This window comes from Desulfovermiculus halophilus DSM 18834 (assembly GCF_000620765.1).
Classification (GTDB): domain Bacteria; phylum Desulfobacterota; class Desulfovibrionia; order Desulfovibrionales; family Desulfothermaceae; genus Desulfovermiculus; species Desulfovermiculus halophilus.
Genome location: NZ_JIAK01000009.1, coordinates 67,081 through 91,556, shown reverse-complemented (window position 1 = coordinate 91,556; position 24,476 = coordinate 67,081). Strand labels below are relative to the sequence as shown.

General features: G+C 58.0%; 26 protein-coding genes and 3 tRNA genes. 20 read left to right on the top strand and 9 right to left on the bottom strand.

Annotation, left to right across the window (positions count from 1 at the left end; all coding sequences use genetic code 11):
* Nucleotides 1–678, top strand: a complete 678-nt coding sequence (nadD, locus tag N902_RS16650; RefSeq protein ID WP_084287871.1) for a nicotinate (nicotinamide) nucleotide adenylyltransferase — start codon at nucleotides 1–3, stop codon at nucleotides 676–678.
* A 188-nt stretch (nucleotides 679–866) separates the two neighbouring features.
* Here nadD and N902_RS0105950 read toward each other — a convergent pair whose 3' ends face one another.
* The gene (locus N902_RS0105950) at nucleotides 867–1,775 is read right to left on the bottom strand and encodes a hypothetical protein (protein WP_027370189.1); all 909 of its coding nucleotides are present in this window, start codon (nucleotides 1,773–1,775) and stop codon (nucleotides 867–869) included.
* A gap of 30 nt (nucleotides 1,776–1,805) precedes the next feature.
* Here N902_RS0105950 and N902_RS0105945 point away from each other — a divergent pair, with 30 nt between their 5' ends.
* Entirely contained in the window at nucleotides 1,806–2,672 is an 867-nt protein-coding gene (locus tag N902_RS0105945; RefSeq protein ID WP_034621887.1) for a glycosyltransferase family 2 protein, read from the top strand.
* A gap of 18 nt (nucleotides 2,673–2,690) precedes the next feature.
* Here the strand turns inward: N902_RS0105945 and N902_RS0105940 are convergent, their stop codons facing one another.
* From N902_RS0105940 to N902_RS0105910, 7 genes are all read right to left on the bottom strand, one after another.
* The gene (locus N902_RS0105940; protein ID WP_027370187.1) at nucleotides 2,691–3,047 is read right to left on the bottom strand and encodes a molybdenum cofactor biosynthesis protein MoaE; all 357 of its coding nucleotides are present in this window, start codon (nucleotides 3,045–3,047) and stop codon (nucleotides 2,691–2,693) included.
* 108 nt (nucleotides 3,048–3,155) lie between these two features.
* On the bottom strand, nucleotides 3,156–3,473 hold the full coding sequence (locus N902_RS0105935; RefSeq protein ID WP_027370186.1) for a TusE/DsrC/DsvC family sulfur relay protein: 318 nt from the start codon (nucleotides 3,471–3,473) through the stop codon (nucleotides 3,156–3,158).
* Nucleotides 3,474–3,745: 272 nt separating this feature from the next.
* Nucleotides 3,746–5,503: a YcaO-like family protein gene (locus N902_RS0105930; protein ID WP_027370185.1), complete on the bottom strand. Its 1,758-nt coding sequence runs from the start codon at nucleotides 5,501–5,503 to the stop codon at nucleotides 3,746–3,748.
* A gap of 385 nt (nucleotides 5,504–5,888) precedes the next feature.
* Nucleotides 5,889–6,617, bottom strand: a complete 729-nt coding sequence (locus N902_RS0105925) for a class I SAM-dependent methyltransferase (protein ID WP_027370184.1) — start codon at nucleotides 6,615–6,617, stop codon at nucleotides 5,889–5,891.
* Nucleotides 6,618–6,660: 43 nt separating this feature from the next.
* Nucleotides 6,661–6,735, bottom strand: a tRNA-Gly gene (locus tag N902_RS0105920).
* A gap of 7 nt (nucleotides 6,736–6,742) precedes the next feature.
* Nucleotides 6,743–6,817: transfer RNA gene (locus N902_RS0105915), tRNA-Cys, on the bottom strand.
* Nucleotides 6,818–6,823: 6 nt separating this feature from the next.
* Nucleotides 6,824–6,898 (bottom strand) — tRNA-Gly (locus tag N902_RS0105910).
* Nucleotides 6,899–7,157: 259 nt separating this feature from the next.
* Here N902_RS0105910 and dksA point away from each other — a divergent pair.
* The 8 genes from dksA (at nucleotide 7,158) to N902_RS0105870 (ending at nucleotide 14,614) form a co-directional block, all read left to right on the top strand.
* Nucleotides 7,158–7,520, top strand: coding sequence for an RNA polymerase-binding protein DksA (gene dksA / locus N902_RS0105905; RefSeq protein WP_027370183.1), 363 nt, complete (start codon nucleotides 7,158–7,160; stop codon nucleotides 7,518–7,520).
* A 102-nt stretch (nucleotides 7,521–7,622) separates the two neighbouring features.
* Nucleotides 7,623–9,155 carry an NFACT RNA binding domain-containing protein gene (locus N902_RS0105900; protein ID WP_027370182.1) on the top strand — a complete coding sequence of 511 codons (1,533 nt, stop codon included), beginning with the start codon at nucleotides 7,623–7,625 and terminating at the stop codon, nucleotides 9,153–9,155.
* A 79-nt stretch (nucleotides 9,156–9,234) separates the two neighbouring features.
* The gene (locus tag N902_RS0105895) at nucleotides 9,235–10,200 is read left to right on the top strand and encodes a response regulator (protein WP_027370181.1); all 966 of its coding nucleotides are present in this window, start codon (nucleotides 9,235–9,237) and stop codon (nucleotides 10,198–10,200) included.
* A complete protein-coding gene (gene rsmD, locus N902_RS0105890; RefSeq protein ID WP_027370180.1) occupies nucleotides 10,197–10,796 on the top strand; it encodes a 16S rRNA (guanine(966)-N(2))-methyltransferase RsmD in 600 nt (199 codons plus the stop codon). Before N902_RS0105895 ends, rsmD begins: the two co-directional genes overlap by 4 nt.
* Complete coding sequence (gene coaD, locus N902_RS0105885; RefSeq protein ID WP_027370179.1) at nucleotides 10,742–11,239, top strand: pantetheine-phosphate adenylyltransferase; 498 nt, start codon at nucleotides 10,742–10,744, stop codon at nucleotides 11,237–11,239. Before rsmD ends, coaD begins: the two co-directional genes overlap by 55 nt.
* Nucleotides 11,240–11,242: 3 nt before the next feature.
* A complete protein-coding gene (gene miaA / locus N902_RS0105880) occupies nucleotides 11,243–12,187 on the top strand; it encodes a tRNA (adenosine(37)-N6)-dimethylallyltransferase MiaA (RefSeq protein ID WP_027370178.1) in 945 nt (314 codons plus the stop codon).
* 86 nt (nucleotides 12,188–12,273) lie between these two features.
* Nucleotides 12,274–13,173 (top strand): hypothetical protein, encoded by a 900-nt coding sequence (locus N902_RS0105875; protein ID WP_027370177.1) that lies wholly within the window; start codon nucleotides 12,274–12,276, stop codon nucleotides 13,171–13,173.
* 544 nt (nucleotides 13,174–13,717) lie between these two features.
* Nucleotides 13,718–14,614, top strand: a complete 897-nt coding sequence (locus tag N902_RS0105870) for a hypothetical protein (RefSeq protein WP_153304149.1) — start codon at nucleotides 13,718–13,720, stop codon at nucleotides 14,612–14,614.
* Between the two features lie 68 nt (nucleotides 14,615–14,682).
* On the opposite strand, the gene N902_RS0105865 is transcribed toward N902_RS0105870, so the two are convergent.
* Nucleotides 14,683–14,895: a twin-arginine translocase TatA/TatE family subunit gene (locus tag N902_RS0105865; RefSeq protein ID WP_027370175.1), complete on the bottom strand. Its 213-nt coding sequence runs from the start codon at nucleotides 14,893–14,895 to the stop codon at nucleotides 14,683–14,685.
* A 295-nt stretch (nucleotides 14,896–15,190) separates the two neighbouring features.
* Here N902_RS0105865 and N902_RS0105855 point away from each other — a divergent pair, with 295 nt between their 5' ends.
* The 10 genes from N902_RS0105855 (at nucleotide 15,191) to N902_RS16635 (ending at nucleotide 24,476) form a co-directional block, all read left to right on the top strand.
* A complete protein-coding gene (locus tag N902_RS0105855) occupies nucleotides 15,191–16,084 on the top strand; it encodes a hypothetical protein (protein WP_034621883.1) in 894 nt (297 codons plus the stop codon).
* 43 nt (nucleotides 16,085–16,127) lie between these two features.
* The gene (locus N902_RS0105850; protein ID WP_027370173.1) at nucleotides 16,128–16,790 is read left to right on the top strand and encodes an HAD family hydrolase; all 663 of its coding nucleotides are present in this window, start codon (nucleotides 16,128–16,130) and stop codon (nucleotides 16,788–16,790) included.
* Nucleotides 16,791–16,841: 51 nt separating this feature from the next.
* On the top strand, nucleotides 16,842–17,141 hold the full coding sequence (locus tag N902_RS0105845) for a YggT family protein (RefSeq protein ID WP_027370172.1): 300 nt from the start codon (nucleotides 16,842–16,844) through the stop codon (nucleotides 17,139–17,141).
* A 174-nt stretch (nucleotides 17,142–17,315) separates the two neighbouring features.
* Entirely contained in the window at nucleotides 17,316–17,627 is a 312-nt protein-coding gene (locus tag N902_RS16645) for a DUF167 domain-containing protein (protein ID WP_051564361.1), read from the top strand.
* Between the two features lie 36 nt (nucleotides 17,628–17,663).
* Nucleotides 17,664–17,906, top strand: coding sequence for an HP1242/YdcH family protein (locus tag N902_RS0105835; RefSeq protein ID WP_027370171.1), 243 nt, complete (start codon nucleotides 17,664–17,666; stop codon nucleotides 17,904–17,906).
* A complete protein-coding gene (gene ilvB, locus N902_RS0105830) occupies nucleotides 17,896–19,587 on the top strand; it encodes a biosynthetic-type acetolactate synthase large subunit (RefSeq protein ID WP_027370170.1) in 1,692 nt (563 codons plus the stop codon). Before N902_RS0105835 ends, ilvB begins: the two co-directional genes overlap by 11 nt.
* Nucleotides 19,588–19,673: 86 nt before the next feature.
* A complete protein-coding gene (gene ilvN, locus N902_RS0105825) occupies nucleotides 19,674–20,159 on the top strand; it encodes an acetolactate synthase small subunit (protein ID WP_027370169.1) in 486 nt (161 codons plus the stop codon).
* 47 nt (nucleotides 20,160–20,206) lie between these two features.
* Nucleotides 20,207–21,196, top strand: coding sequence for a ketol-acid reductoisomerase (ilvC, locus tag N902_RS0105820; RefSeq protein WP_027370168.1), 990 nt, complete (start codon nucleotides 20,207–20,209; stop codon nucleotides 21,194–21,196).
* A 47-nt stretch (nucleotides 21,197–21,243) separates the two neighbouring features.
* On the top strand, nucleotides 21,244–23,397 hold the full coding sequence (locus tag N902_RS16640; protein WP_244147376.1) for a GspE/PulE family protein: 2,154 nt from the start codon (nucleotides 21,244–21,246) through the stop codon (nucleotides 23,395–23,397).
* A gap of 53 nt (nucleotides 23,398–23,450) precedes the next feature.
* The gene (locus tag N902_RS16635; protein WP_084287867.1) at nucleotides 23,451–24,476 is read left to right on the top strand and encodes a cation diffusion facilitator family transporter; all 1,026 of its coding nucleotides are present in this window, start codon (nucleotides 23,451–23,453) and stop codon (nucleotides 24,474–24,476) included.

Below are 24,476 nucleotides of genomic sequence, written 5' to 3'. Positions count from 1 at the left end.
ATGGCTTTCACTAAGGGGTTGGATGGCATGAAGGTCGGGCTTTTGGGCGGGAGCTTCAACCCGGTGCACAACGGACATCTGCGCCTGGCGGTGGAGGCCCTGGAACAGGCCGGCCTGGAAAAGGTGGAGCTGGTTCCGGCGTATATCCCCCCGCACAAGGAAAAGGAGCAGGTCCCCAGCTTTTCCTTCCGGTGCCGGTTGATTGAGGCGGCCGTTTCCCGGATGCCGGGCCTGGTCTTAAATCGGATGGAAGGCCAGAGGGCCGGGCCCTCGTATACAGTCGATACTCTGGTCCAGTATCACCACATGCACCCGGACCGGGAGACCTTTTTTGTCATCGGCTGCCCGGACTTTGTGCAGCTGACCAAATGGTTCAGATGGCGCAAGCTGCCCGAACTCACGCACTTCATTGTCGTGGCCCGGGAAACAGGTGACGAAGAACTGCTGGACCGGTTTATCGCCGCCACCTGGCCCCAGGCCGGAAAACACGGGCAGGCCGAGTGGCGTGTGCCCCCGAAGTGCCGTGTGCAGCGCATCCAGGCCCCAAAGCTGGAGCTAAGCAGTACGCTGATTCGGGAGAAGATGGCAGCCGGGAGAAGCATTCGCTATCTGGTCCCTGATCCGGTCTGGGAGGAGCTGAACGGACCCGATACAGCTCAAACCGGCTCAAACACATAGCCCAAGACTGATATTATGAGCTCATAAACGGCCATGATCTCTTCCCGGCTGTTGCCCGGGATGTCCAGTGTGCAGTAGCGGAAGCTCTTATGATCTTTCCGCCGGCCCGGTATTTTCTAATCCCGCCAAGGGGGGATCCCCCCCACCCGGCTACTTACGTGCAGGTCACTGCTTTCTATTTGCCTGAGCTAATCATACACGTGAGTGCCGGGACCCTGCTGGAGCTGAAATGTGCTTTCCTGGCAGGTTTGGTCGAAGCTTCCCGGGACACGCCCATATAGGGCCAGACTGATATCGTTGATGATCCGGATTTCTCTTTGAGCGGCTGCTGTGTCTATGCTCAGCATGGGCAGACGCTGCATGAGCAGGGCCTCCATGGCTTGGCTGGTGCGCTGTCTTTCCAGAAAGGCGGCTCTGTCCAGGCTGTGCTCCAGATATTCCTTCTTGGCCGCCAAGGCCTGGGCCATGTCCTGGTCCTCCGGGCATTCCTGGACAAAAGCCAGGGCAAAGGTGAAGTATTCCGGGAACAGTGGGGAGGAGGCCGGCACATGGGTCAGCACTGCGGCCAAAAAATCGGCTCTGGCCCCGGCAAGCCGGACATTGGCCAGACGCATCCTGACCCGGACCCAGGCCTGCCAGGATTGAGGGACGTTCCCGGCCACAACCTGCTCCAGGTTGCCGGGCAGGGAGAACCCTGGGCGCAGCCGGTCAACTATGCCTTGCATCATGTCCCGGTCCAGGTCCAGGACCATATGTGCTCCGTCCGGGAAGGTGATGCGGGCCTGGGGGCAGGAGTGCATCAAGGCCCGGACCAGTTCATCCGTATCTTTCCGGCTGCTGTCCCAGGCCTGCAGAGCGGTCTCTATCGCCTCCCGCTGCTGAAGGGACGGGGATAGAAGCAGGTCGCGGAGAGATTCAAGCTCAGGATCAGAGGGATCAGCCCGGGTGGCTACGGCGGCCCGGATTTCAGCGCTGGTGTCCAGGCCAAGTGTGGACTGGGCAAAATGAAGTATGTCGGCGTCCGCCTGAAAGGACGACAGGATCAGATCACAGACGGCTTGGGGCAGGTCATGGGGGTGTTCTGAGCTAGAGGTCATCGGAATACTCCCGGGGCAAAGCAAAAGATTATGCACAAGATTGCTGCTTCTCCTCTCATATCAGTAATCATACCCACCTACAACCGGGCCGGCACCCTGCGGCGGGCGATGGATTCTGTGCTCCGGCAGACCCATCCCAATCTGGAGCTTGTGGTGGTCGACGACGGATCGGAGGATGCAACGGGCGAGATTGTATCCGGGATATCCGATCCCAGGGTCACGGTCCTGGCCCAGCCCCATCAAGGAGTGGCTGCTGCCAGAAATACAGGCATCAGTGCGGCCTCAGGGGAGTATATCGCCCTCCTGGACTCCGACGACACATGGGAACCGGACAAGCTGACAGCCCAACTGGCATTCACCCGCAACGGGGGGTGGGAGATAACCCAGACCGAAGAGGTCTGGATCCGGAATGGGCGGCGGGTCAATCCGGGAATGCGCCACCGCAAGCCCAGCGGATGGATCTTTGCCCCCTCCCTGGAGCTGTGCCTGGTCAGCCCCTCCAGCGTCCTTATCAGCCGTGCGTGCTGGGAGGCGGCCGGCCCTTTTGATTCGAGGCTAGTGGCTTGCGAGGACTACGACCTCTGGCTGCGCTGTGCTCTGCGGTATCCGGTCGGCCTGGTTCCCCGGAAGCTGGTCACCCGGTATGCAGGTCACCCAGACCAGTTGTCGGCTCGGATTATCGGTTTGGATCTGTACAGAATCATGAGCCTGTGCACGCTGCTGTGCACAGAAGAGCTGAGTCCGGAACAGAGATCATTGGCAGAATATCAGCTTGGGCTGAAGGGGCGAAGATATGTGCAGGGGTGCCTGAAGCGGGCTAAGGATGAGGAAGCGCGGCGGATCGTGAATATGGCCTCCCGGGCCGGGGTGGATCTCTTCGACCCGGTCTCGGGCTGAGGCGTGATGGGTGTTATGTCAGGTTTCGACTTTGTGCATGGCCTCGGACTTGATGCGGTTTAAAAGCTCAGACAGCACAGGATGGACGTTTTCCCGGATGTCGCCGGCGACAATGATAAACAGCAGATCCTGGCCGGGCTGGAAGTCGCCCTGGTTGGCCTGGACCAGGATGCGGAATATGCCGGGCCGGGCCTCATACTCCCTGCGCAGGGCCTCGATCCGGTCCTGATCCGGAGTGACCCGCAGGGAAGCGACCGTGTCTTTGCTTTCCCTGGAATGTCCACGAACCACGCCGTTGTGGATCAAGACCATTCCGACCTGATCCGAAAATCCCGGCTCCTGCTTGAGCTCTGTCAGCGCTGTACTCAGATCCATAGAAATTCGGTCATGGATGAAAGCTGATGGTGATTGTTGGCCCGCACAAAGAAGTGGAAAAAGAAAGGCGGCCTCTGCCGCCTTTCTTTTTCGTGTCCGGCTGATTTTTTAGACACATCCGGTGGGTTTGGGCAAGCCGGCCATCTTGCAGGCGCCCTTGCCAGGACCGGAGGGGAAAAGCTCGTAGATTTTCTTCAGCTTGAAGCCGGTCACTTTGGACAGGATGCGGACCATGGGGGCAATACCGTTTTTCTTGTAGTAGTCCTGCAAGAAATCGATGACCTTGCGGTGCTCATCAGTGAGTTCCTTGATGCCTTCGGATTCCTTTACATAGTCCACCCACTCAGGGCTCCAGTCATCAAAGCTCTGCAAGAAGCCGTCTTCGTCAATTTCGAATGTTTTTCCTTTGAACTCGACAGTTGCCATGTGTCAACCTCCTTGACCGTCAGTTTATTGAGAATTGGCTGGCGTGAAACCAGAAGCCAAAAACATGTCCGCATCTGGGACCTGTTTTTGAAACTTGCTGGAGAATGGGTAATTGAAATTCACCCCACCGTCAAGTGGAGAGGTCCTGCGTACCAACGCATAAAGCATACTCTATAGAAGCTGGCGGCCTTCCTTGTCAAGGGCCGGCGGCCAGGCTTCAGGAAAGGGTGTTCCGGTGCTGTTGTCCAGGTCCCTCGTCGGTGAAACTTTATTCACCCTGGCTCCCTGTCCTGCTTTCCGGCCAGGAGTTCTTCCAGTTCGGCGCGGGCGGTCTCCATACCCGGATCGAGCTCCAGCCCCGCCTGCAGACAGGAGAGGGCCTCGTGGATCTGCCCCGCCCTCTTCAGGCACAGGCCAAGGTTGACCAGGTCCATGGCTGAGCCAGGATCCAGCTCCAGGGCGGACCGGAAGTCCTCGGCGGCCTGTTCATACCGGCCGGTCTTAAAGGCTCCGACGCCGCGCAGGTTGTAGAAGGCATGTACATCCGGGGCGCCCTGGATGGCCCGGTCGAGATGCGGCTTTATCCGGTCCCACTGTGCCTCCCGGCTGAGGCAGAAGGCCTGATAAAAGGCGGCAAAGGCCTTATCCTGGGCTGTGGGCTGGATGTCTTCGGCCCGGGAGAAGGCATCCAGGGCTTGTGAAAACCGTTCCTGGCGCAATGCCAATATGCCCTGAAAAAACGGCAGAAAATGTCCCTGAGGATAGAGGTCCTGCAGGACCCGCAACCCGTGTTCAGCTAGGTCTTCGGGCTGCTGCTCAGCCAGAATCCGGCCCACGAAAAGTCCAAGACTGGCATGGGTGCTGCGTTCACGGAAACCGAAACCGGGAACGATGGAGTAATGGGCGGGGATCTGAAGATCCGGATCAGTTGTACGCACAATGTAGACTGGATATTTGTGCTGGGCAAGGACCTTAGCCACCCTGGAGAGCTCGACCCCCATGTCCGGGTGACTGATGTCCGGAAGGGCGGTGATGGGGACGGCCCGGCCGCGCCGCAGCCAAGCGCACTGATCCAGGGTCTTCGGCTTGGGCAGTCCGGATGGCTCGTAGCGGCTTCCGCTCTCAAAGTCCCCGCCGAGCTGGGCCACCTCGGTCAAGGCCCTGATCGCTGCCTTTTCCGGAGAGGTGGCTGTTCCGGCAGTAAAGACGATTTCGCTGGAGTGCGGAAATGTAGCCGGGTCATAGGCCAGGACCCCGACTGTGGGTACATCAAGTCCCAGGCTGAAATCCTTGAGCCAGACCACAATCCCGTTGCGGTCAAAGGCCGCCAGGAGGTCCTTGAGCACCGGATCGGTCATGGTCTTAGGGTCTATGCTCGGAAGCTCAGGGCATTGGGCATTGATTTCGGCACAGACGTGGCGCTCAATAAGCTCGCACAGCCCCTGCAGCGCAGACTCCACGTCGGTGTTGCCAGCAGAAGACCCATTGAATTCATTGATGGTCTGAAACCAGTTCAGGGGGAGGACGACCTCCTGCCCGGTATGCAGGTCAGAGGCCGGACAAAAATCCCAGGGCACAAGGTCCATGATCTGGACAGCCTCTGAGGAGGGGCGTTCTTCCTGCACCGAACCGAGGATCTCTTGCACCGGGATCAGGGAGGGGCCGAATCTGTCCTCAGCCTGGGACCAGGTCAACTGTGCGCCTTTGCCCCTTTCCCCGGTCCGGGCCAGGAAAGAGAACAGACTGTAGCGCTCGATGAACTCCATCAAAGCCGAGGCCTCAGCCTGGGCCGCTGAGGCTCCCTTGCCCATCTGCTTGCGTGTGGGCATGATCTCCCGGGCCTTGGAGCCGCATATGGACATATACACTGGGATTCCCAGGCGCCCGGTATCCACCCGTCTGGTCCGTTCCAGCAGGTGGTGACCGGTTCGGGCCAAAACGGAGCGGATGTGCCTGACCGTCTGTTCCGGAGAAACGGCCTTATCCAGATCCCGGGTGTATCCTTTGGTGCATGAAGGGTGCTGTAACATCGGCTGAAGCACTTGGTTTGCGGGCCTTGGGTTCTCTTCCCTCATTCCCGGGAAGGCGGGAATCCAGGTCTCTTGCGAGAGGAGAAAGCGCTTGACAGAAGAAGACGCTCCTCTGGATTGCCCGGCACTCACTTGCAGTTTTTCGACGCAGCCAGTGGATCTTTGGAGTTTGCCATCTCTTCTGTGTGCCCACTTTCGGCCCGGTATTTTCTAAGCCCCGCCAAAGGGGGATCCCTGCTCCCTCCCGGCTACTCACGTGCAGGTCACTGCTTTCTGTGTGAGTGAGGGTATCATATACGTGAGTGCCGGGCTCTGAGTAAGAGGGGGTGGAGCTTCCATCTGTCCCTGTGTTGGGCATGAAACCTCACTCCCTGAGTTAAGGAGCCTATTTTCTGGTCATGCGCAGGATGCGGCACACATGCCGTTCCGGTTCATTGGAATGCGGCGATGTTTCCTTGTACCCCAGGGACTTCTCCTGAAGGTTGAAGGTCTTTTCCGCCAGGGCGTAAAATCCCTGGGACCGGAATATATGGCTCTTGGCCAGCAGGATTTCACCTTCCGGGGTCAGGTGGCTGTCCAGGAACTGGACCAGGGGGCTGTAGGTGGATTCCCGGTACAGGATTTCAGACCCGATTATACGCTCGAAGCGCTGAGGCATGCGGTCAGTGGTGAAGTCGACATCGGCCAGCTGAATCCTGTCCTCCAAGTCGTTCTTCATGACGTTGATGCGGGCGAAGAGCAAGGCGTCGGGGTGACAATCTGTCAAGGTCACCCGGGCCCCCATGCAGGCGGCCACCATGCCGCAGACTCCGATTCCGGCCCCGAGCTCCAGAACATTCAGGCCGTTGACTCCGCAGGTGCTCAGGATATGACTGAGCAGCATGGACGTGGGCCAGATCTTGGCCCAAAACGGCAGCTCCAGACCATCCTGTGTTCCGGAGGAGGCAGCCAGCTGTTCGATATAGGCCTCCATGTCCTTGATCTGGAGGACGCGTAGTTGCACATCCCCGATGCCTATGGTCTCGAACTCCACGGGGTACTTGGACTTGGCCAGGCTCAGCAGGTCGTCGAGTCTGGCACCGGAGGATAAAGCCGGATTGGTGGGTGTGGGCATAGATAAAAAAAAGCCAAACAAGGTTTGGCTTGGGATACATATTTGGAGCGGGAAACGGGATTTGAACCCGCGACTTCAACCTTGGCAAGGTTGCACTCTACCGCTGAGTTATTCCCGCTCATGAATGGAGGCGGCATCCGGATTCGAACCGGAGAATGGAGGTTTTGCAGACCTCTGCCTTACCACTTGGCTATGCCGCCTCAGGATGGAGCGGGAGACGGGATTTGAACCCGCGACTTCAACCTTGGCAAGGTTGCACTCTACCACTGAGTTACTCCCGCCCGTGACGAACGAAATATTTTGTACGGGAAGTGGCCCTTGCTTGTCAAGCAGGGGTGCTTCAGGTTGGCAAGCTGGGATCATTTCCAGCTCAGGGGGGATACGAAGGTGGTTCGAGGGTCTCCTCCTGCCCGAAAGAGACCGGGATTGAGAAACAAATCTATGCTTTCCCCTTTACTTTTCTAACCTACATACGATAAACGAGGTTTGCCGATTGACATATACATCGCTTTGCAGAGATCCGGCGAAGGAGGAATGATTATGAAACAGAGCGATATTCAATATTTTCGAAATGTTTTGGAAAAAATGCTTGAGGAGATCCAGGAAAAGGGGCAGAGTACCATTGACGATATGTCCGGATCGGCCCAAGTCTATGCCGACCCTGCAGACAGGGCATCCCAGGAATCGGATCAGTTTTTCACCCTCCGGCTGCGGGACAGGGACCGCAAGCTGATCAGTAAAGTCAATGCCGCACTGGAGCGGATTGAAGACGGGACATACGGAGTCTGCGAGGAGTGCGGCGAAGAGATCAGTATTCCCAGACTCAAGGCCCGTCCGGTAACAACCCTGTGCATTCACTGCAAGAGCCAGCAAGAGGAAGATGAACGTTTGGGACAGAAATGACTCCGCCCGTCCCATGGGCATCGGGAACCGAAGGGTTCTGGGTCGGATCCCGATCTGACCGGAACATGGTCAAGCGGTCCTTAAGCCAGGCTTTGAAGGGGCATGGAGGCAAATTTTTTTCGGTTTTTTGCCCACCACGTGGGACATGGCCTGACAGGAAAACGGGTGGAGAAGGTCTATATACCTGTGCCCGGTGTCTGGACCATGAAGCTCGGTTCCAGACAGCATCTGATATGTGCGGCCTCCAAGCGCGGGCATGCCCTTTTTATCTCCTCTCATAAGCCCTCCAATCCCCGGAATCCGCCGGCAGAGGTCGGCTGGTGGCGGAAACGGATCCAGGGCCGCAGGATCGTGGCTTGGACAGTGGACTGGCCGTCACGGCGCCTGGCCCTAGGGCTGGATACAGCTCCGGCCTCCTGGGTCATCCTCAGCCTGGACGCCGGCCTGACCTGGGTGCACGAGCTGGACTCCGGTTTTGGGCGCGATCCTGAATGGCCGTCCTGGGATGAAATAATGACCCAGCCTCGAGTTTTCCGCCGGTATCCTCAGATCTCCCCCCCGTTACGACACACCTTGTCTGCCCTGGATGAACAGAAAGGCCGCGAGCTGTTGACTTTCCTTCAGTCCACCGCCCCTGCGGAGGTGTTTACTTGGGCCAGGTCTGCGCAGGTGCAGTCCAAAGACTGGCTTGTCCCCTGGTCGATCCCATCCAGTCTTTTCCACCGGTTCTCCAGTATAGAAAGCTACAGGGATCCAGTCCAGGCAGCTGAAGACTATGGGTGGAGGGTGCTGGAGTGCATGGACCGAGATCAGGAGGAGACCAGGACGCAAACCGCGCGGGAGGAAAAAAAACTGCGCAAGCAGCTGTCCAGGATCGCTGCCGACGAAGACAGGCTGCGGGATATGATTGAGCGCAGGAAACAGGCCGAACTGATCAAAAGCAATCTGTACTGCATAGATCCGGAAGAAAAAACCGGAAGCCTGGTCCTGGAAGATGAAGACCGCGGGTTGCATTCCCTGAGCTTGGATCAGCGTCTGAGCATACGGGAAAACATGGAACGCTGGTTCAAGCAGGCCAAGAAGGGGGCCCGGGGGCTGCCTCAGGTTGCCGCCAGGCGGCGGCAGATCGAGGATTCCCTGGCTGCTTTGCATGCCGGCGGCAGGAAGGCAGAGGCAATCGACAGCCCGGTTCAATCCGAAGTCCGGCCTGCGGCTCGGAGCGGGGCCAAGGCAAAGGACTCGCTTGAGGCTGCACACATACAGCGCTATCGAAGCAGCGACGGGTATGCCATTCTCAGGGGAAAGAACAGCCGGGCCAATCACCATCTCTTGACCCGGGTTGCCCGGCCTCACGATCTGTGGTTTCATGCGGCCCACGGCCCAGGGGCCCATGTAGTTGTCCGCCGGCCGGGTCCGGCCGGTGAAATCCCGGAATCCAGCCTTTGGGAAGCTGCCGGTATTGCTGCTCTGCGCAGCCATTTTTCCGGGGCGGACACGGCGGAGGTCATGTGCGCCGAGGTCAAGCACGTTACCCCGGTAAAGGGCGCGGGCCCGGGGCAGGTGACCGTACGCGAAGTGCTGCAGACCTACAGAATCAAATTGGATCCTGAACTCGAAAAGCGGCTGCGGCCCTGATCCAGCAAGGTGTGTACCGGGCAGGCTCCTGCTGCACGACTGGACCGGCCCCTCCCGGCGCAGACTGCATGGAGATCGTATGCAGACATCCCAGGCGGAACATTGGGCCGTGCTTCTTCTCGATCCTGACGACGGACATGCCGGTCATGTCCGGGAGCTGCTGGAGGCACAGGGCTTGGAAGTGGTCTGGGTCAAACGGCACCTCTCCGGGCTGTCTGCCCTGGACGAGCAGGACTTTTCCCTGGTCCTGGCCTCGGTGGAAGGTCAGGATGTGGACGGCCTTGAGTTCTGCTCCCTCCTGGCCCGCAGGCAGGAACGGAGAAGCAAGGGGGTCCCGCTCGTTCTGCTCATGGGCCGGGAACGGCACAGAGAAGCCCTGGCTGCCACCGATCCGGCGGGGAAGGACTATCTGGTGGAGCCCTGTCTGGATGCCGAGATAGTCTGGCGGGTTATGCACAACCTGCCGGGCAGAGGCAAAGCTTCAGCTGAGGGCGGCTTTGCGGATTGGATCCTGACCAGCCGGGAGCTTGCATCTGTACTAGATCAGGAGGTCAGCCGAAGCAGCAGGAATTCAGACGGCTTCGGGCTGGTGATGATAAAGCTTACTGGCTGGCCGCTTTTATCCATGGACTATGGACCGGCCGGAGCCCTGGTGGTGGAAGATATTATTGTCCGACGGATTCAGGACCTGGTCCGGGTCTACGATCGCCTTTTTCGTATTGAACAGGGCCGATTTGCAGTGCTCCTGCCCCAGGCGTCTTTGGACGGGATCCGGGGATTCATGCACCGGATATACAGTGCGTTGTCGCACATCCTGCACACCGAGGCCTTTGCCCAGGACGAGCTGGAAGCCTTGTGCATCCAAGGCCTGCGGGTTCAGACCGACAGGTGTTCCAGACCTCATGCCCGGAGCGTACGCGAGCTGCACAGGTTTATACTCAATCAAGCCAGGTCGGAACCAAACAGACCGGGACTGGTTCAGGTCACCCTGAACGCCGATGGACTGACCTTGGACCATGAAATCGGCCGGGATGTGGAGTCATGAGCGTACGCATTGCAGCCGGGCGGTATAAAGGGCAGGTGGTAACAACGGTTTCCGGTCCTGGATATCGTCCGGCTATGGACAAGGTCCGTCAGGCCCTGTTTTCCATGCTGGAGTCCCGGGGGGCGTTTGGGGAGGAGATGCGGGTGCTGGACCTGTTCGCCGGCAGCGGGAGCCTCGGATTGGAGGCCTTGAGCCGGGGGGCCTCGGAGGTCTGGTTTGTTGAACACTCGCAAAAGGCCGTCCGGGCCTTGCGGGAAACCCTCGCCAGGCTTCAGGTGCCCAAGCGACAGTTTCGGATCGTCGCCGGCAAGGTGGCTCCAGCTCTCCGCCGCCCGCCGGACACGCCCTTTGATCTTGTTTTAGTGGATCCTCCCTACGGACACGGTTTGCTCATGCCTGTCTTGGAAGGTCTGCTGGATCGAGCCTGGCTGAGCGGGTCTGGGTGTATCGCGGCCGAAGTCGAAGCCGAGCTGACCCTGGACGATCTGCCCGGACTCACCCTTGAAGTGAACCGAACCTATGGCCAAACAAGGATAGGTGTATGGAAAGCCCAAAGCCGAAGACCGCAGTCTATCCCGGAACCTTCGACCCCCTGACCAATGGACATGTGAGCATTGTCCGCCGCGGCCTGGATGTTTTTGATACCATCGTTTTGGCCATTGCCAAGGATACACCGAAACAGCCCCTGTTTCCCCTTGAGGAGCGGGTTGTTATGGCCGAAGAGGTGTTTGCCCATTTTCCCCAGGTGGTGGTGGAGCCCTTCAGCGGACTGCTGGTGGAGTATGTGGACAATCGGGGGGCACAGGTTGTTCTTCGCGGGTTGCGGGCCATCTCTGATTTTGAGTACGAGTTCCAAATGGCCCTGATGAACCGCCGCCTGAAGAGGGATGTGCACACCTTGTTCATGATGACTGATTATAAATGGCTGTTTACCAGCTCTTCGATCATCAAGGAGACCGTCAGTCTGGGGGGGGACGTGCAGGGGCTGGTCCCGGAGCCTGTCTGGCTTCGTCTGCGGAAGAAGTATGCGGTTCAATAGCCTATGGCTGCACATTCTGTTCCCCAGATCCTGTGCCTGATCGGTCCCACCGGTACAGGCAAGAGCTCCCTGGCCCTGCAGATTGCGGAGCGGGCTGGTGCCGAGATCGTGAATTGCGATTCAAGGCAGGTCTATGCCGATTTTCCGTGCATTACCGCCCAGCCCTCGGACCGGGACCGGTCCCGGTGCGCGCATCATCTCTACGGGTTTTTGCCCACTGAAGAAGCGATTGATGCCGGGCGGTTTATTGCTCTGGCCCGGCCGGTTCTGGAGGATATCCATTCCCGGGGCAGGCTGCCTCTCCTGGTGGGGGGGACCGGACTCTATTTGAAGGCATTGATCTATGGGTTGGCGCCGATTCCGGAGATCCCCTCCGAAATACGTGAGCGGATCGAGGCCGAATGCAAAGAGCTGGGGCCTGAAGCCCTGCACCGCAGACTGCAGGAAGTGGATCCGGAATCTGCTGATCGGCTCCATTTCAGGGACAGGCAGCGCATTGCCCGGGCCCTGGAGGTTGTTGCGGCTACCGGAAAATCCCTGACCTGGTGGCTTCGAACGTATCCCTGTGATCAGCCCAGGTATTCCGCCTTGAAAGTGGGCCTGTGGACCGATCTGGAGGACTTGACCCCCCTGCTCAAGGCGCGGATCGGCAGGATGCTGGACAGGGGGGCCATGCAGGAGGTGGAGGCTGCCTGGAAGGGATGTTCAGATGAGCATGCCCCGGGATGGTCCGGTATCGGCTGCTGGGAGCTTTTGCAGGTTTTTTTGGGCCGCTGGTCCCAGGCTGAGGCCGAATCCGTCTGGGTGAAAAATACCCGGGCCTACGCCAAGCGGCAGCTGACCTGGTTTAAAAAAGAGCAGGATGTTCAATGGGTTCAGCCCGGAGATGTCCCCGGGTTCTTCAATTCCCGGCTCTGGGAGAAGGTATGCGGGCTGATGACGGAGTAAGTGGCCTGCGGCTCTGGGGCTGCGGTAGGAAGGAGCAAGGACCCGAGGGACGTATGCCCTTGCGTTGCAGATGAGGAAGACAGATTATGAGCAGAAGGATATGGATTTGGTGCGCCCTGGTTTGCTTGATTCTAACCGTAGCCCAGGGGCCGGTCCAGGCCGGGGGAGTGTTGATCGAGGACCTGGGGCCGGCCAGGATGGATTGGGAAAACAAGGTCCTTACCGCCCGGGGATACGCAGAGTCCGGACTGGGAGAAGGCAAGCAGGAAGGTGCTCAGCCCGGCAGGTCAGAGGTCCGGCAGGCCAGGATCCGGGCCCAGAACGGATTGTGGAAGGGCCTGCAGCTGGTTCGGGTGGACGGCGCCCGAAGGGTGCAGGATGTCCTCCGGGACGATCCGGATAAGGTTCAGGCCTTGCGTGAGCTGGTGCACACCGCATTTGTGCAGGCCCTGGAGGATACGCAAGAACCCAGAAAAACGGGATATGAGGCCAGGCTCTCATTGACCGGTGAAAGCGCGTCGGTGTGTATTCCGGCCCAGGCATGGTATGAAGATAAGGAAATGTTCTCTGTGCAGGGGAACGCAACAGCCAGGACCGGAGATTCCGGGTTCAGCGGTCTGATTGTCGACGCCAGGGGCTTGGGCGCAAAACCGGCCCTGATCTGTCGGTTGTATGACCAGCAGGGACGGCTGATTTTCGGACCGTCCATGATGTCCAGGCAAAGGGGGATAGAACAGGGAGTGGTGGGCTACAGTTCGAGCATGGAGCAAGCCCGGGCCAGCTCCAGAGTCGGTGAGTCTCCTTTGCAGGTTCGGGCTCAGGGTGTGCACAGGGGTACGGTTTCTGATTTCGATCTTCGGGCAGAGGATGTCAAACCCCTGTGGGTTACCGGGAGCGCGGATATATTGCAGCACGGAAAGGTGATTGTCGTTTTGCAGGATGAGCATGGGGATCGAGTTGTCGAGTATCCATTGGAAGGCCAATAAGGATGTGCTGGGCACGCACGGCAAGTCTCTCCAGAGGGAGAGAGGGCGTGGGCTTTGGCCTGCTGCACGTATTACGACAGCGACACTTTGATATGGCCTTGCCGGCCTGTAGCACAAGAAAATGTGCGGGCCTGCCGCTCACGGCACACAGAAGAGACGGCAAACTCTTATGTATGCAATTCCATTTTCTGTGTCGAAGAGCCAGTATTTCCCGGGCATACATTGTTTGGGGCAAGGGGGAAAACCAAAAAGATGGAGTACGACAGCGACACTTTGATATGGCCTTGCCAGGGCTTGGTCCGTGGCCACGATTTTGGCCGACGCATCCAAGGCTCGCTCCGGGCGCTCGGCCCTCACTGCATTATGACCGCGGCTGACTGCTTGTTTGGGGGCTCTTGAATTTGTGAGGACCGACCGCTTATCCTCCACTTCGCCAGGAAGCGTTACCGGCCTACATCGAAAGGCCACGGACCAATCCCCGGCTTCGATCATGGACATTGTGAGTTCAGGAAAATGTCGCTGTAGAGGTATAAAGGAAATCGAAATGTTTCGTAGATCGCCGATACGGTATGGGATGTGCATGCTGCTTTTGGCGGCGGTTGTGGGAATCGGCCCGCAGGGAGAGGTTCGTGCAGGGGAGCAGATCGTGCGCGTAAAGGCCGGGGAGTCCGGGTCGCCCCGGGGTCAGGCCATGCTCGAGGCGGTTCTTCGCGAGGCGGACACGATTCTTCCGTACAGCCTTGGTTCGGACAGAAAGAGTGGTTTGGCCAGGTTTCTCAGCTCCAGACATGAGGAATACGTCTTGAGCTATTCCCGGCAGACGGACGAGCAAAACCAGGAGCAGGTCTGGCAGGTTCAGATCAATACCCAGGCCCTGGCCTCTCTGCTCAAGGATCTTGGGGTCTACTACACCGGACAAAAGAGGCTGGGCTATCGACTGGAGATGTCCGGCAGAGGGCAGGGGCGCATAGCCCAATTGGAGGATCTCTCAGGGTGTGTTCAGCAGGGTGTGGTCTATCCAGTCCTGAAGGTGCAGTCCGGAGGCGACCGGTTCAGAGGGGTCCTGGAAACCCAGACCTCCACCTGGACCGCAAGCCGGAAAAGCCTGGATGAGCTGTGGCAGGCTCTGTGGTCCAAGTATTTCTCATCCTCGGAAGGGATACGGCCTTTTGTGCACCGGGTTCAGGTGCAGATCAAAGGCTTGAGCACTGTGAGCGCGGTTTCAGGGTGCTCCAGGCAGCTTCACGACTGGCATCAGGCTGTAGCCCAGGCTGACTTGGTGCAAATCGAGATCGCATCCGGCGGGTTATTGGGATGGTGGGACGTACTGACTCCGGAGAAGGACAGGCTCAGGAGCAGACTCAATGCCTATACCCGGGTACGTGGACTGCAGTGGGAGGAAAGAGCCGGAGATGGAGAAGAAGAGCAAAAAGAAGAGTAACTGGAGCCCTTAGCCTCCTCTCCCAGGGATGACAGGACGAACCACAGTGGACCACACGGCTTTTGGCATCAGGAGGAATGGTGTGTGTTGTCTTCCTTCGAGGAAGAGGACTTGGATTGGGGCGAGGAGATGTCGATTTCATCCGGCTCGTCCGAAGCCTTCTTGAAATTGCGTATCGCCTTTCCCATGCCGGCCCCTATTTCCGGCAGCTTGTTTGCACCAAAGATGACCAGGACAATGGCCAGGATGATAATGAGTTCCGGGATGCCGATTCCGAACATAAAGCCTCCTCATGTGGGCAGTGGACCAATTCCGTATTTCTTTGCTCTTCTGTGCAGCCTTTGTACGCTTTCTGGCCGGTGTTCGCAACCGCAAAACAGCCCGGTCGGATGCAGAAGAAATGATTGCCAAATGAAACAAGGCCTTTTATAAAAGCTGTTTTCGCCTCCCGCTGGCCCAAGAGGTGTGCTGATCTATGGAGTGAGTGAATATCAATGTAACATGCTGAAATGCAAGTTGTTATGAGTACCTGAGGCCAGGGAACATCTCATCCTCAGGTCCCAGGACTGCTGCACATTGGCCATAGTGACGATTGCGAACCGTTCAATTCCGGTTTCCGAATCCAAGAAACACAAAAGACAGCCCGAGTCCACCATGCATGCCGTCTATTTCCCGTATATGCATCCTGCCTTGGCCCCGGCCACAGCTCCTGAATGGGTGAGCTTTCTGTCTCCGGGCATGCCCAATGATGCGCCGGCGCATCCGGTCTTTTCTCCCCAGGGACTGCCTATGCCGGAGAAAGAAAGCGTGCAATATGCCCGGAAGGTGCGGGAGTTTTCGGCTCAGTTCCGGAATCTGAAGGAATTGAGCGCGATCAGCACCGGTGGCATCCAAACTCCATTTTATCAGGGAACGGCCCGGGCCCTGGGAGATGATTTCAAGACCTACCTGGAGCCGGAAGACCACCGCAGCGAGGAAGAGCAGAGGTTGCGCCTGCAAGGGCAGATGAATCTGATCATGGCCTGGATAATAGAGGAAGAGGTCCTGGGTCTTTGCAGTCTGGAAGATGCATTTACCTCCTTTCAGCACAAGATGGACCAGACCCTGGGAGTGGAGGAAGGTTTTGGCGCCCGGGCCGGCGGACTGTGGACCAGTCATGGGGATTTCTTGGTCCATTGGACGAAGCTTTTGCCCTGGTTTCTCCTGTTTCTGGGAGCTGAAGACGTCTTGGTCGTGCATCACGGCGAGATGGTCTCGAGCTGGAAAGATTGGGGGGTAAGCTTTGAGCCGGCCCGATCCGGCAGCCTGCAGGGATTGGGGCCTGGGCTGGAAGTCGGTGAACAAGCCGGGATATCTACAGGAGTAAGCACAGGCCGGAATCTGATGATGGATAATCCTCTGCCTGGGGACGACCTTTGGTGGATGGAACGGAAGATACGGATAGTGTGTCTGGAGCAGAATCACGGGTGAGGCGCATGGACTGCGCTCACCGCAAACAGATCAGGCAGAACGTATGTGGCAGGATGTCAGCTGGGTGCGGGGAGTTATTTTCGATTGTGATGGAGTGCTCATCGATTCCAGGGAAGCGAATCTCCGGTTTTACTCCCTGATCCTGGAAAAGATGGGGCTTCCGGGAATGAGTGCCGAGGACGAGATCTATGTTCACATGCATACGGTTCAGGAATCCCTGGCCCGGATTGTTCCCCGGGATCGGCTCCATGAAGCCATGGATGCAGCCGCACATATAAGCTACCGTGAAGTCATGGACTGGGTAAGGCCCCAGCCGGGGCTGATCCAGTTTCTCACTCTGCTCCAGACCGCGGGGATACGGTGCGCGGTGAATACGAACCGAACCACGACCTTGCCCCTGATCCTGGAGCGCTTTGAATTGGTCCAGTTCTTTCATCCGGTGATCAGCGCATCGGATGTAACCTGGCCCAAGCCGCATCCTGAGAGCGTTTATTGGGTCCTGCAGGCGTGGGAGATGTCCCCCCAGGACGTAGCCTTTATCGGCGATTCTCAAGTGGATCAATACACGGCCGAGGCTGCTGGAGTGAGGTTCTGGGCCTATGGGAACCCGGGCCTGGAAGCAGATCGCCATGTCGCGGACTACTGGGGGCTGCATCAGAACTTTTGCCAGGACCAGCCTCATTGCCGGGAAGCCCTTTTATCCTGAACAAGGGCGGAACGAGCTGCAGTTGTTTAACTTTATACCTGGAGGACACGCATGTCGATACTCGGCAACTTACTGCATGCAATAGCATACGTATTGGATACAGTCCTTTTCCTTTACTTCTGGGTGGTCATTATCTCAGCCATTTTGTCCTGGGTGAACCCAGACCCGTATAATCCTATCGTGAGAACAATCCGTTCCCTGACTGAGCCCGCGTTTGCCATGGTTCGGCGGTGGGTCCCGTTCACTTTTGTAGGCGGACTTGACCTCTCGCCCATCATCGTACTTCTGGGGATCAAATTTCTCCAGATCTTTCTGGTCCAGTCCATAAACCAGCTGGCCATAGGGATGTAGCAGGGCTGGACAGGCTCTTCGACACAGAAAGTGGAATTGCATACATAAGAGATGGCAAACTCCAAAAATCCACAGGCTACAGCCAAGAACCGGCTGGACAGATCCGCATCCAAGTTGATGTAAGGGTATGGAATTGACTGAAAATTGATCTCTTGTCACAAAGAGCAGAAGGACATGGAAGAGGCAAAGGAGTGTATCTCCTGCCGGGCCGACAGGTGCCTGGTCAGGCTGTGGGTTCAGCCCGGGGCCAAGAAGAATGAGCTAGGCGGGTTCTATCAGGGATGTCTCAAGGTCCGCCTGAAGGCCCCGCCGGTGGACAATAAAGCCAACCAGGAGCTGGCGGCCTTTTTGGCCCGCCTCCTGGGGGTGAAGCCCAGGCAGATCCAGCTCATAAGTGGACAGAGAAGCAGAAAGAAGATAATCAGTATACAGGTGGATGCTTATCTAAATGCCCAGCGGATACGGGCAGTTTTGGACCCGGAGTAAGGAAACCCTTGTGCAGTTTTGTGAAGGAGGTTGAACATGGAGCAGTATGAATTGGAGCTCATTGCCAAGTATGGGGATATGGACGAGGACTTGAACCGCTTGTGGCAGGAGCACCTGGATTACGAAAAGCAGTTGGATACCTATGAGAACAAGCCCTATCTGACTGCAAGCGAAGAGTCGGAGATGAAACGGCTGAAGAAGATGAAGCTGGCGGGGAAAACAAAGATACAGCATATTCTGGAAAAATACAGGAGGCAGGAGGCCGGGAATGAAGCATAAAGGATCGCAGATCCTGCTCGAATCCATGATCAAAGAGGGGGTGGATACCATATTCGGGTTTCCCGGTGGGGCTGTCCTGGATATCTACCACCAGATCCCCAACTATCCGCTGCGGCACATTCTCACCCGGCATGAGCAGGGAGCCGTGCATGCGGCGGACGGGTATGCCCGGGCCACTGGACGAACAGGCGTGGCCCTGGTCACCTCCGGACCAGGGGCGACCAATACAGTGACCGGAATCGCCACTGCCTATCTGGACTCGGTTCCCTTGGTGGTTTTCACCGGTCAGGTCCCGACCAAGCTGATTGGGAATGACGCATTCCAGGAAGTCGATATCGTGGGCATAACCCGGCCGTGCACCAAGCACAACTATCTGGTCAAGGATGTCAGAGACTTGGCCAAGACGATCAAGGAGGCATTTTATGTCGCCCGTTCCGGACGCCCGGGGCCGGTGCTCGTGGACCTGCCCAAGGATGTGATGGCCGATGCCTGTCAGTTCTCGTATCCGGAACGGATCGCAATGCGCAGCTATAACCCCCACTATGAGCCCAATCTCAAGCAGGTGCGCAAGGCCTCTTCGCTGCTCAAAAAGGCCAAACGGCCGGTGATATTTGCCGGTGGAGGGGTGATCGCATCCAATGCCCATGAGGAGCTGACCTGGATGGCCAGGACCCTGCAGATCCCGGTGACCACCTCCATGATGGGCCTTGGAGGATTCCCGGGCAATGATCCCTTGTGGCTGGGCATGCTGGGCATGCACGGAACCTATGTGGCCAATATGGGCATCAACAACTGTGACCTGCTTATCTCAGTCGGGGTGCGTTTCGACGATCGGGTGACCGGAAAGCTGGAAAGCTTCGCCCCTGAGGCCAAGCTGGTCCATATCGACATCGATCCGACGTCCATTCGGAAGAATGTTTCCGTTGATGTGCCCATTGTGGCCGATTGCCGGCTGGCCCTGCAATCCCTGCGCACTGAAGTGGAAAAGCTCCTGGAAAGCGAGGATCTCAGCACCCGGTATGCGCCCTGGCGGGAAAAGCTCATGGCCTGGAACCAGGCCCAGCCGTTGTGCTGCCCGGAGGGAGGTGACAGGATCAAGCCCCAGGCAGTGGTTCAGAAGCTGTACGAAATAACCCAGGGTGAGGCCATTGTCACCACTGAGGTGGGCCAAAACCAGATGTGGGCAACCCAATTCTACCGTTTCCATCAGCCAAGGACCTGGATTTCTTCCGGCGGTCTGGGGACTATGGGGTACGGATTTCCTGCGGCCATAGGGGCCCAAATCGCCTTTCCCGACAAGCTGGTCCTGGATATAGCCGGGGACGGCTCCATCCAGATGAACAGCCAGGAGCTGGCCACTGCAGTCAGCTACGGTCTGCCGGTGAAGATCATCATCTTAAACAACGGGTACTTGGGTATGGTCAGGCAATGGCAGGAGCTCTTCTACGACCGGAACTACTGCTCGACCTGCATGCACCACAATCCGGACTTCGTTCGACTGGCCCAGGCCTATGGCGCCGAAGGCTACCGGGTGGAAAGGATGGAGGATCTGGACCAGGTCCTGCGACAGGCCCTGGAATCCAAGCAGACGACCATTGTGGATGTGGTGGTTGAACAGGAAGAGAATGTCTACCCCATGGTTCCGGCCGGTGCCGGGCTCAGCGAGATGCTTCTGGTCTAAGGCAGTGTCCGCGTCAAGCATATGGATGCGGTCCGGGTTGAACCCGGCTGAGATTGATATACGGGGTCAAAGACGAGGAGTGAAGCATGCGGCATACCCTCTCGGTTTTGGTGGAGAATGAACCCGGCGTCCTTTCCAGGGTGGCCGGGTTGTTCAGTGGACGCGGTTTTAATATCGAGTCCCTGAATGTGGCTCCGACCCTGGAGCAGGGCATCTCTTTGATGACCATAGTCACCGACGGCGAAGAGCAGATCATTGAGCAGATCATCAAGCAGCTTCGGAAGCTGATTTCGGTGATCAAGGTCGTGGACATGAACGAGATCAAGTGCGTTGATCGGGAGATGGTCTTGCTCAAGGTCAATGCCATGGAGCAGTACAGGGCGGAAGTCTTGCGGATTGTGGACATCTTTCGGTGCAAGGTTGTGGATGTCAGCCCCTCGGAGCTGACCTTGGAAGCTACGGGGGACAGAGGAAAAATCAGTGCCTTGATCCAATTGCTCCACCGATTCGGGATCAAGGAAATCGCCCGGACCGGCAGCGTGACCATGCGCCGCAGCATGCAGGTGGACTAGGGCTGCACAGGGCCGGGTCCGGGCCCGACGAATAAAGGAGGAAGACGATGCGCGTCTTTTATGAACAGGATGCAGATCTGAACTTGCTGGCAAACAAGACTGTGGCCATTATCGGCTACGGGAGTCAGGGACACGCCCATGCCCAGAATCTGCGCGATTCAGGGGTGAATGTGGTGGTCGGTCAGCGCCCCGGGGGGAAGAACTATGAACTGGCCAAGGAGCACGGGTTTGATCCGGTCAGCGCAGCCGATGCGGCCAACCAGGCCGATCTGATTCAGATTTTGGTCCCTGACCAGCATCAGCCCGATGTGTATGAAAACGATGTTCGGCCTCATCTGGACCAAAACAAGGTCCTTGTTTTCAGCCATGGATTCAATATCCACTTTGAGCAGATCGTGCCTCCGCCAGAGGTGGATGTGGTCATGATTGCGCCCAAGGGCCCGGGGCATCTGGTCCGGCGCGAATATGCCGAGGGCGGCGGGGTACCCAGTCTGGTCGCCGTGTATCAGGATGCCACTGGTCGGGCCATGGATACGGCCCTGGCCTATGCCAAGGGCATCGGGGCCACCAGGGCCGGAGTGATCGAAACCAGCTTCAGGGAAGAAACCGAAACCGATCTTTTCGGGGAGCAGGCGGTACTGTGCGGGGGGGTGACCTCCTTGATCAAGGCCGGATACGACACCCTGGTTCAAGCCGGATATCAGCCGGAGATCGCCTATTTTGAGTGCCTGCATGAAATGAAGCTCATTGTGGATCTCTTCTACGAGGGCGGATTTCAGAAAATGCGTCATTCAATCAGCGATACCGCTGAGTTCGGCGATTACCTCAGCGGGAAGCGGGTGATCAACGATCAGGTCAAGGCGGAAATGAAAGATATTCTGGCCGATATCCAAAACGGGAATTTCGCCAAGGAGTGGATCCTGGAAAACAAGGCTGGATTGCCGGCATTCAAGGCCATGCGTCGGGTTGAGCGGGAACATGGCATTGAACAGGTTGGAGAAAAGCTCAGGGCAATGATGCCGTGGCTGCAGAAGTAACATGCCCCAAGCCTTTGCTCGCTGCGCCTGGAAGGTGAACCATCCGTATGCGCAGTGAGCAAAAGACACAACGCAGCTTGTCAGGTGACCCTCCGGACCGGATGCTCTCTCACGCCCAGGAACTGTATCGAAGCGGCGAGTATGAGCAGGCTCAACGCATCCTCTTTTCCCTGGTAGAAAGCGGGGATAAAAGCTTTCATACCCTCAAGTTTCTCATCGGCTGCTTTGAGAAGAGACAGGAGTGGAATGAGGCCGTCGAGCTGCTCACCTCTCTTCCTTTGCAGGCCTACCCGCCCAAAGAGTCTGCGGCTCTGCATTTTCGTCTGGGCCGTGCATACCTGAAGAAAGGGCAGCACAGCCTGGCCAAGCAGAGCTTTTGGCAGATCAAGCGCCTGGTTCCGAACTTTCCCGGCCTGGAAGATGTTTTGCGGGAACTGGATCAATCCCGGGTCCAGTCCAAGACCAGATACGACTATCTTCTGGAACAAGGGCTGGTGACCAAACAGCAGCTGGACGAGGCCCTGGAGCGCTGTTCCTCCCAGGACCGGGATCCGGATCAGTATCTCATGGAGCAGTATGCCCTGAGCAAGGAAGACGTGGGGCGTTCCCTGTCCCGGTTCTATGGTGTCTCCTTTGTCGCCTTTGATCCGACCGTTGATCTGCCCTTTGACATATTCGAGAACCGGAATCTGGATCCGGACTTTCTGAAGAAGTATCACTGGGTGCCCTTTGCCCGCAATGGACCGTCGATTCAGGTATTGACCGACAATCCGTATGATTTGGGCAAGGTGGACGAAATCAAGTTCATCCTGGGCACCAGCCGGGTCGAGTTTTTGGTGGCTCTGCAGCAGGACATAGCAGCCTTTGTTGATCGCTTTTTTCAGGAAATGTCCGGCGGAACCGAGCTCGCCCAGTTTGAAGAGGAGGTCGATTCCGAGCCTGAGCAGGAGGAGGCCTCGGATCTGGAGAGCATGTCCCAGGATGATGACAGCGAGGTGGTCCGGCTGGTCAATGCGCTGCTCATCGAGGCCTGGAAGCGGGGTGCTTCGGATATTCACGTGGAACCGAACAGTGTGTCCAAGTACTGCGCGGTCCGGTACAGGGTGGATGGCACATGCCACGAGTTCCGCAAGCTGCGCTTCGGTCTCGGCCGGCCGATCATATCCCGGATCAAGATCATGGCCCGGCTGGATATCGCTGAACGCAGGCTGCCCCAGGACGGAAAGATCAAGGTCAAGCTGCCCAAGGTCAATCGAGTGGTCGAGTTTCGGGTGGCCACTATTCCCACGGTGGACAACCAGGAAGATGTTGTCCTTCGTCTGCTGGCCTCGGGCAAGCCCATGCCCTTGGAGTCCCTGGGGCTGAGCGAGTACAATCTGCGGCATATGCAGCGCGTAGTCGCCCAGCCCTACGGCATGATCCTGGTGGTCGGCCCTACCGGATCGGGCAAGACCACCACCCTGCATTCAGCCATCAGCACGATCAATACCCCGGAGAAGAAGATCTGGGCAGTAGAGGATCCGGTGGAGATAACCCAGGAGGGGCTGCGTCAGGTTCAGGTCAACTCCAAGATCGGACTGACCTTTGCCTCCACTCTGCGGTCCTTTCTGCGGGCCGATCCGGACGTTATCATGATCGGGGAGATGCGGGACAGGGAGACAGCCCATATCGGGGTCGAGTCCTCGCTGACCGGACACCTGGTCTTTTCCACCCTGCACACCAACTCAGCCCCGGAGACCATTACCCGTCTTCTGGACATGGATCTTGATCCCTTCAACTTTGCCGATTCCCTGCTCTGTGTCCTGGCCCAGCGCCTGGTCAAGACCCTGTGCCCGAAGTGCAAGAAGGTATATACTCCGAGTGCAGAACAGCTGGCAGAGATCAAAACGGAATTCGGTCCGGAGTGGGAGAGGGCGGTTCCGGAAGATGTGCGCAAAAATCCGGTCCTGGCCGAGGCTGTGGGGTGCCGGCATTGCCTGGGCGGGTACAAGGGCAGGATGGGCATCCATGAGCTCATGATGTCCACCCCGGATATCAAAAACCTGATCAAGTTCCGCAAACACACTCAGGAAATCCTGGCTCAGGCCAAAATCGACGGGATGACCACCCTGAAGCAGGACGGCATGATCAAGGTCCTGCAGGGGCTGACCACCATCGAGCAGGTTCGGAGCGTGGCCGGTGGAGAGACCGGAGGCGTGTAGTTCCGGATGACCGGGGCGGCCGGTCAAAACTTATCCAGGGAGTGGACGATCTGATGACCAGAGTGTCGGTCATGGTGCTGACTGTGGGCCTGGGGGCCGTGCTCATGGGCCTTAAGTTCGGGGCCTATCTGCTGACTGGTTCGGCCGGAATTCTCTCCGATGCCCTGGAGTCGATCATCAACGTGGCCGCCAGCGGCTTTGCCCTGTACAGCGTGTATCTCAGCAGCCGCCCCCCGGATGCCAATCACCCATATGGCCACGGGAAGATAGAGTATTTTTCTGCGGGGTTTGAGGGGGCGCTCATCGTTCTGGCCGCTGTGGCCATTCTGTTTCAGGCCGTTCCCCGCTTTGTCGATCCGCGGCCCCTGGCTCATCTGGGCGGGGGAATGCTTCTGCTCGCCGGGGCCGCGGTGGTCAATCTTCTCTTGGCTTGGCTGCTGATCCGGACCGGGAAGAAAGAGAACTCACTGCCCTTGAGCGCGGATGGAAAGCATCTGCTCGCGGATGTGGTCACCAGTATCGGGGTCCTGGTCGGCCTCATCCTCGTTGGTTGGACCGGACTGACCTGGCTCGATCCTCTTGTGGCCTGCCTGGTGGCGGTAAATATCCTGTACACCGGGTCCAAGCTTTTGCGCTCCTCCCTGGGCCAGCTCATGGATGAGGCGGATCCGGAGCTGCTCCAGAGGATTGTCCAAGTCCTCAATGCCCGGCGCCGTCCGGAATGGATCCACGTTCATCAATTGCGGGCCAGGCGCTATGGCCCGAATATCCATGTGGATCTGCATGTTGTTTTGCCCAGATTCTATGATCTGACCCAGACCCATCAGGCAGTCACGGAGATTGAGGATGTGGTCAAGGCGGAACTGGGCCCGGAGGCCGAAGTCATCGTCCACCCCGACCCGTGTTCCGATCCGTGGTGCCGGGTCTGCAACCGTCCGGAATGCGAGAATCGATCGGCGCCTACTGCGAATCCTGCTCCCCCCGGGTTTTCCCTGCACGAAGCCACAATGGCCCACCCAGACACCCCGGAACTGGTGGATGCTGGCATTTCTCAGGGGCCTTTCCCCGCCGGTCGCTGA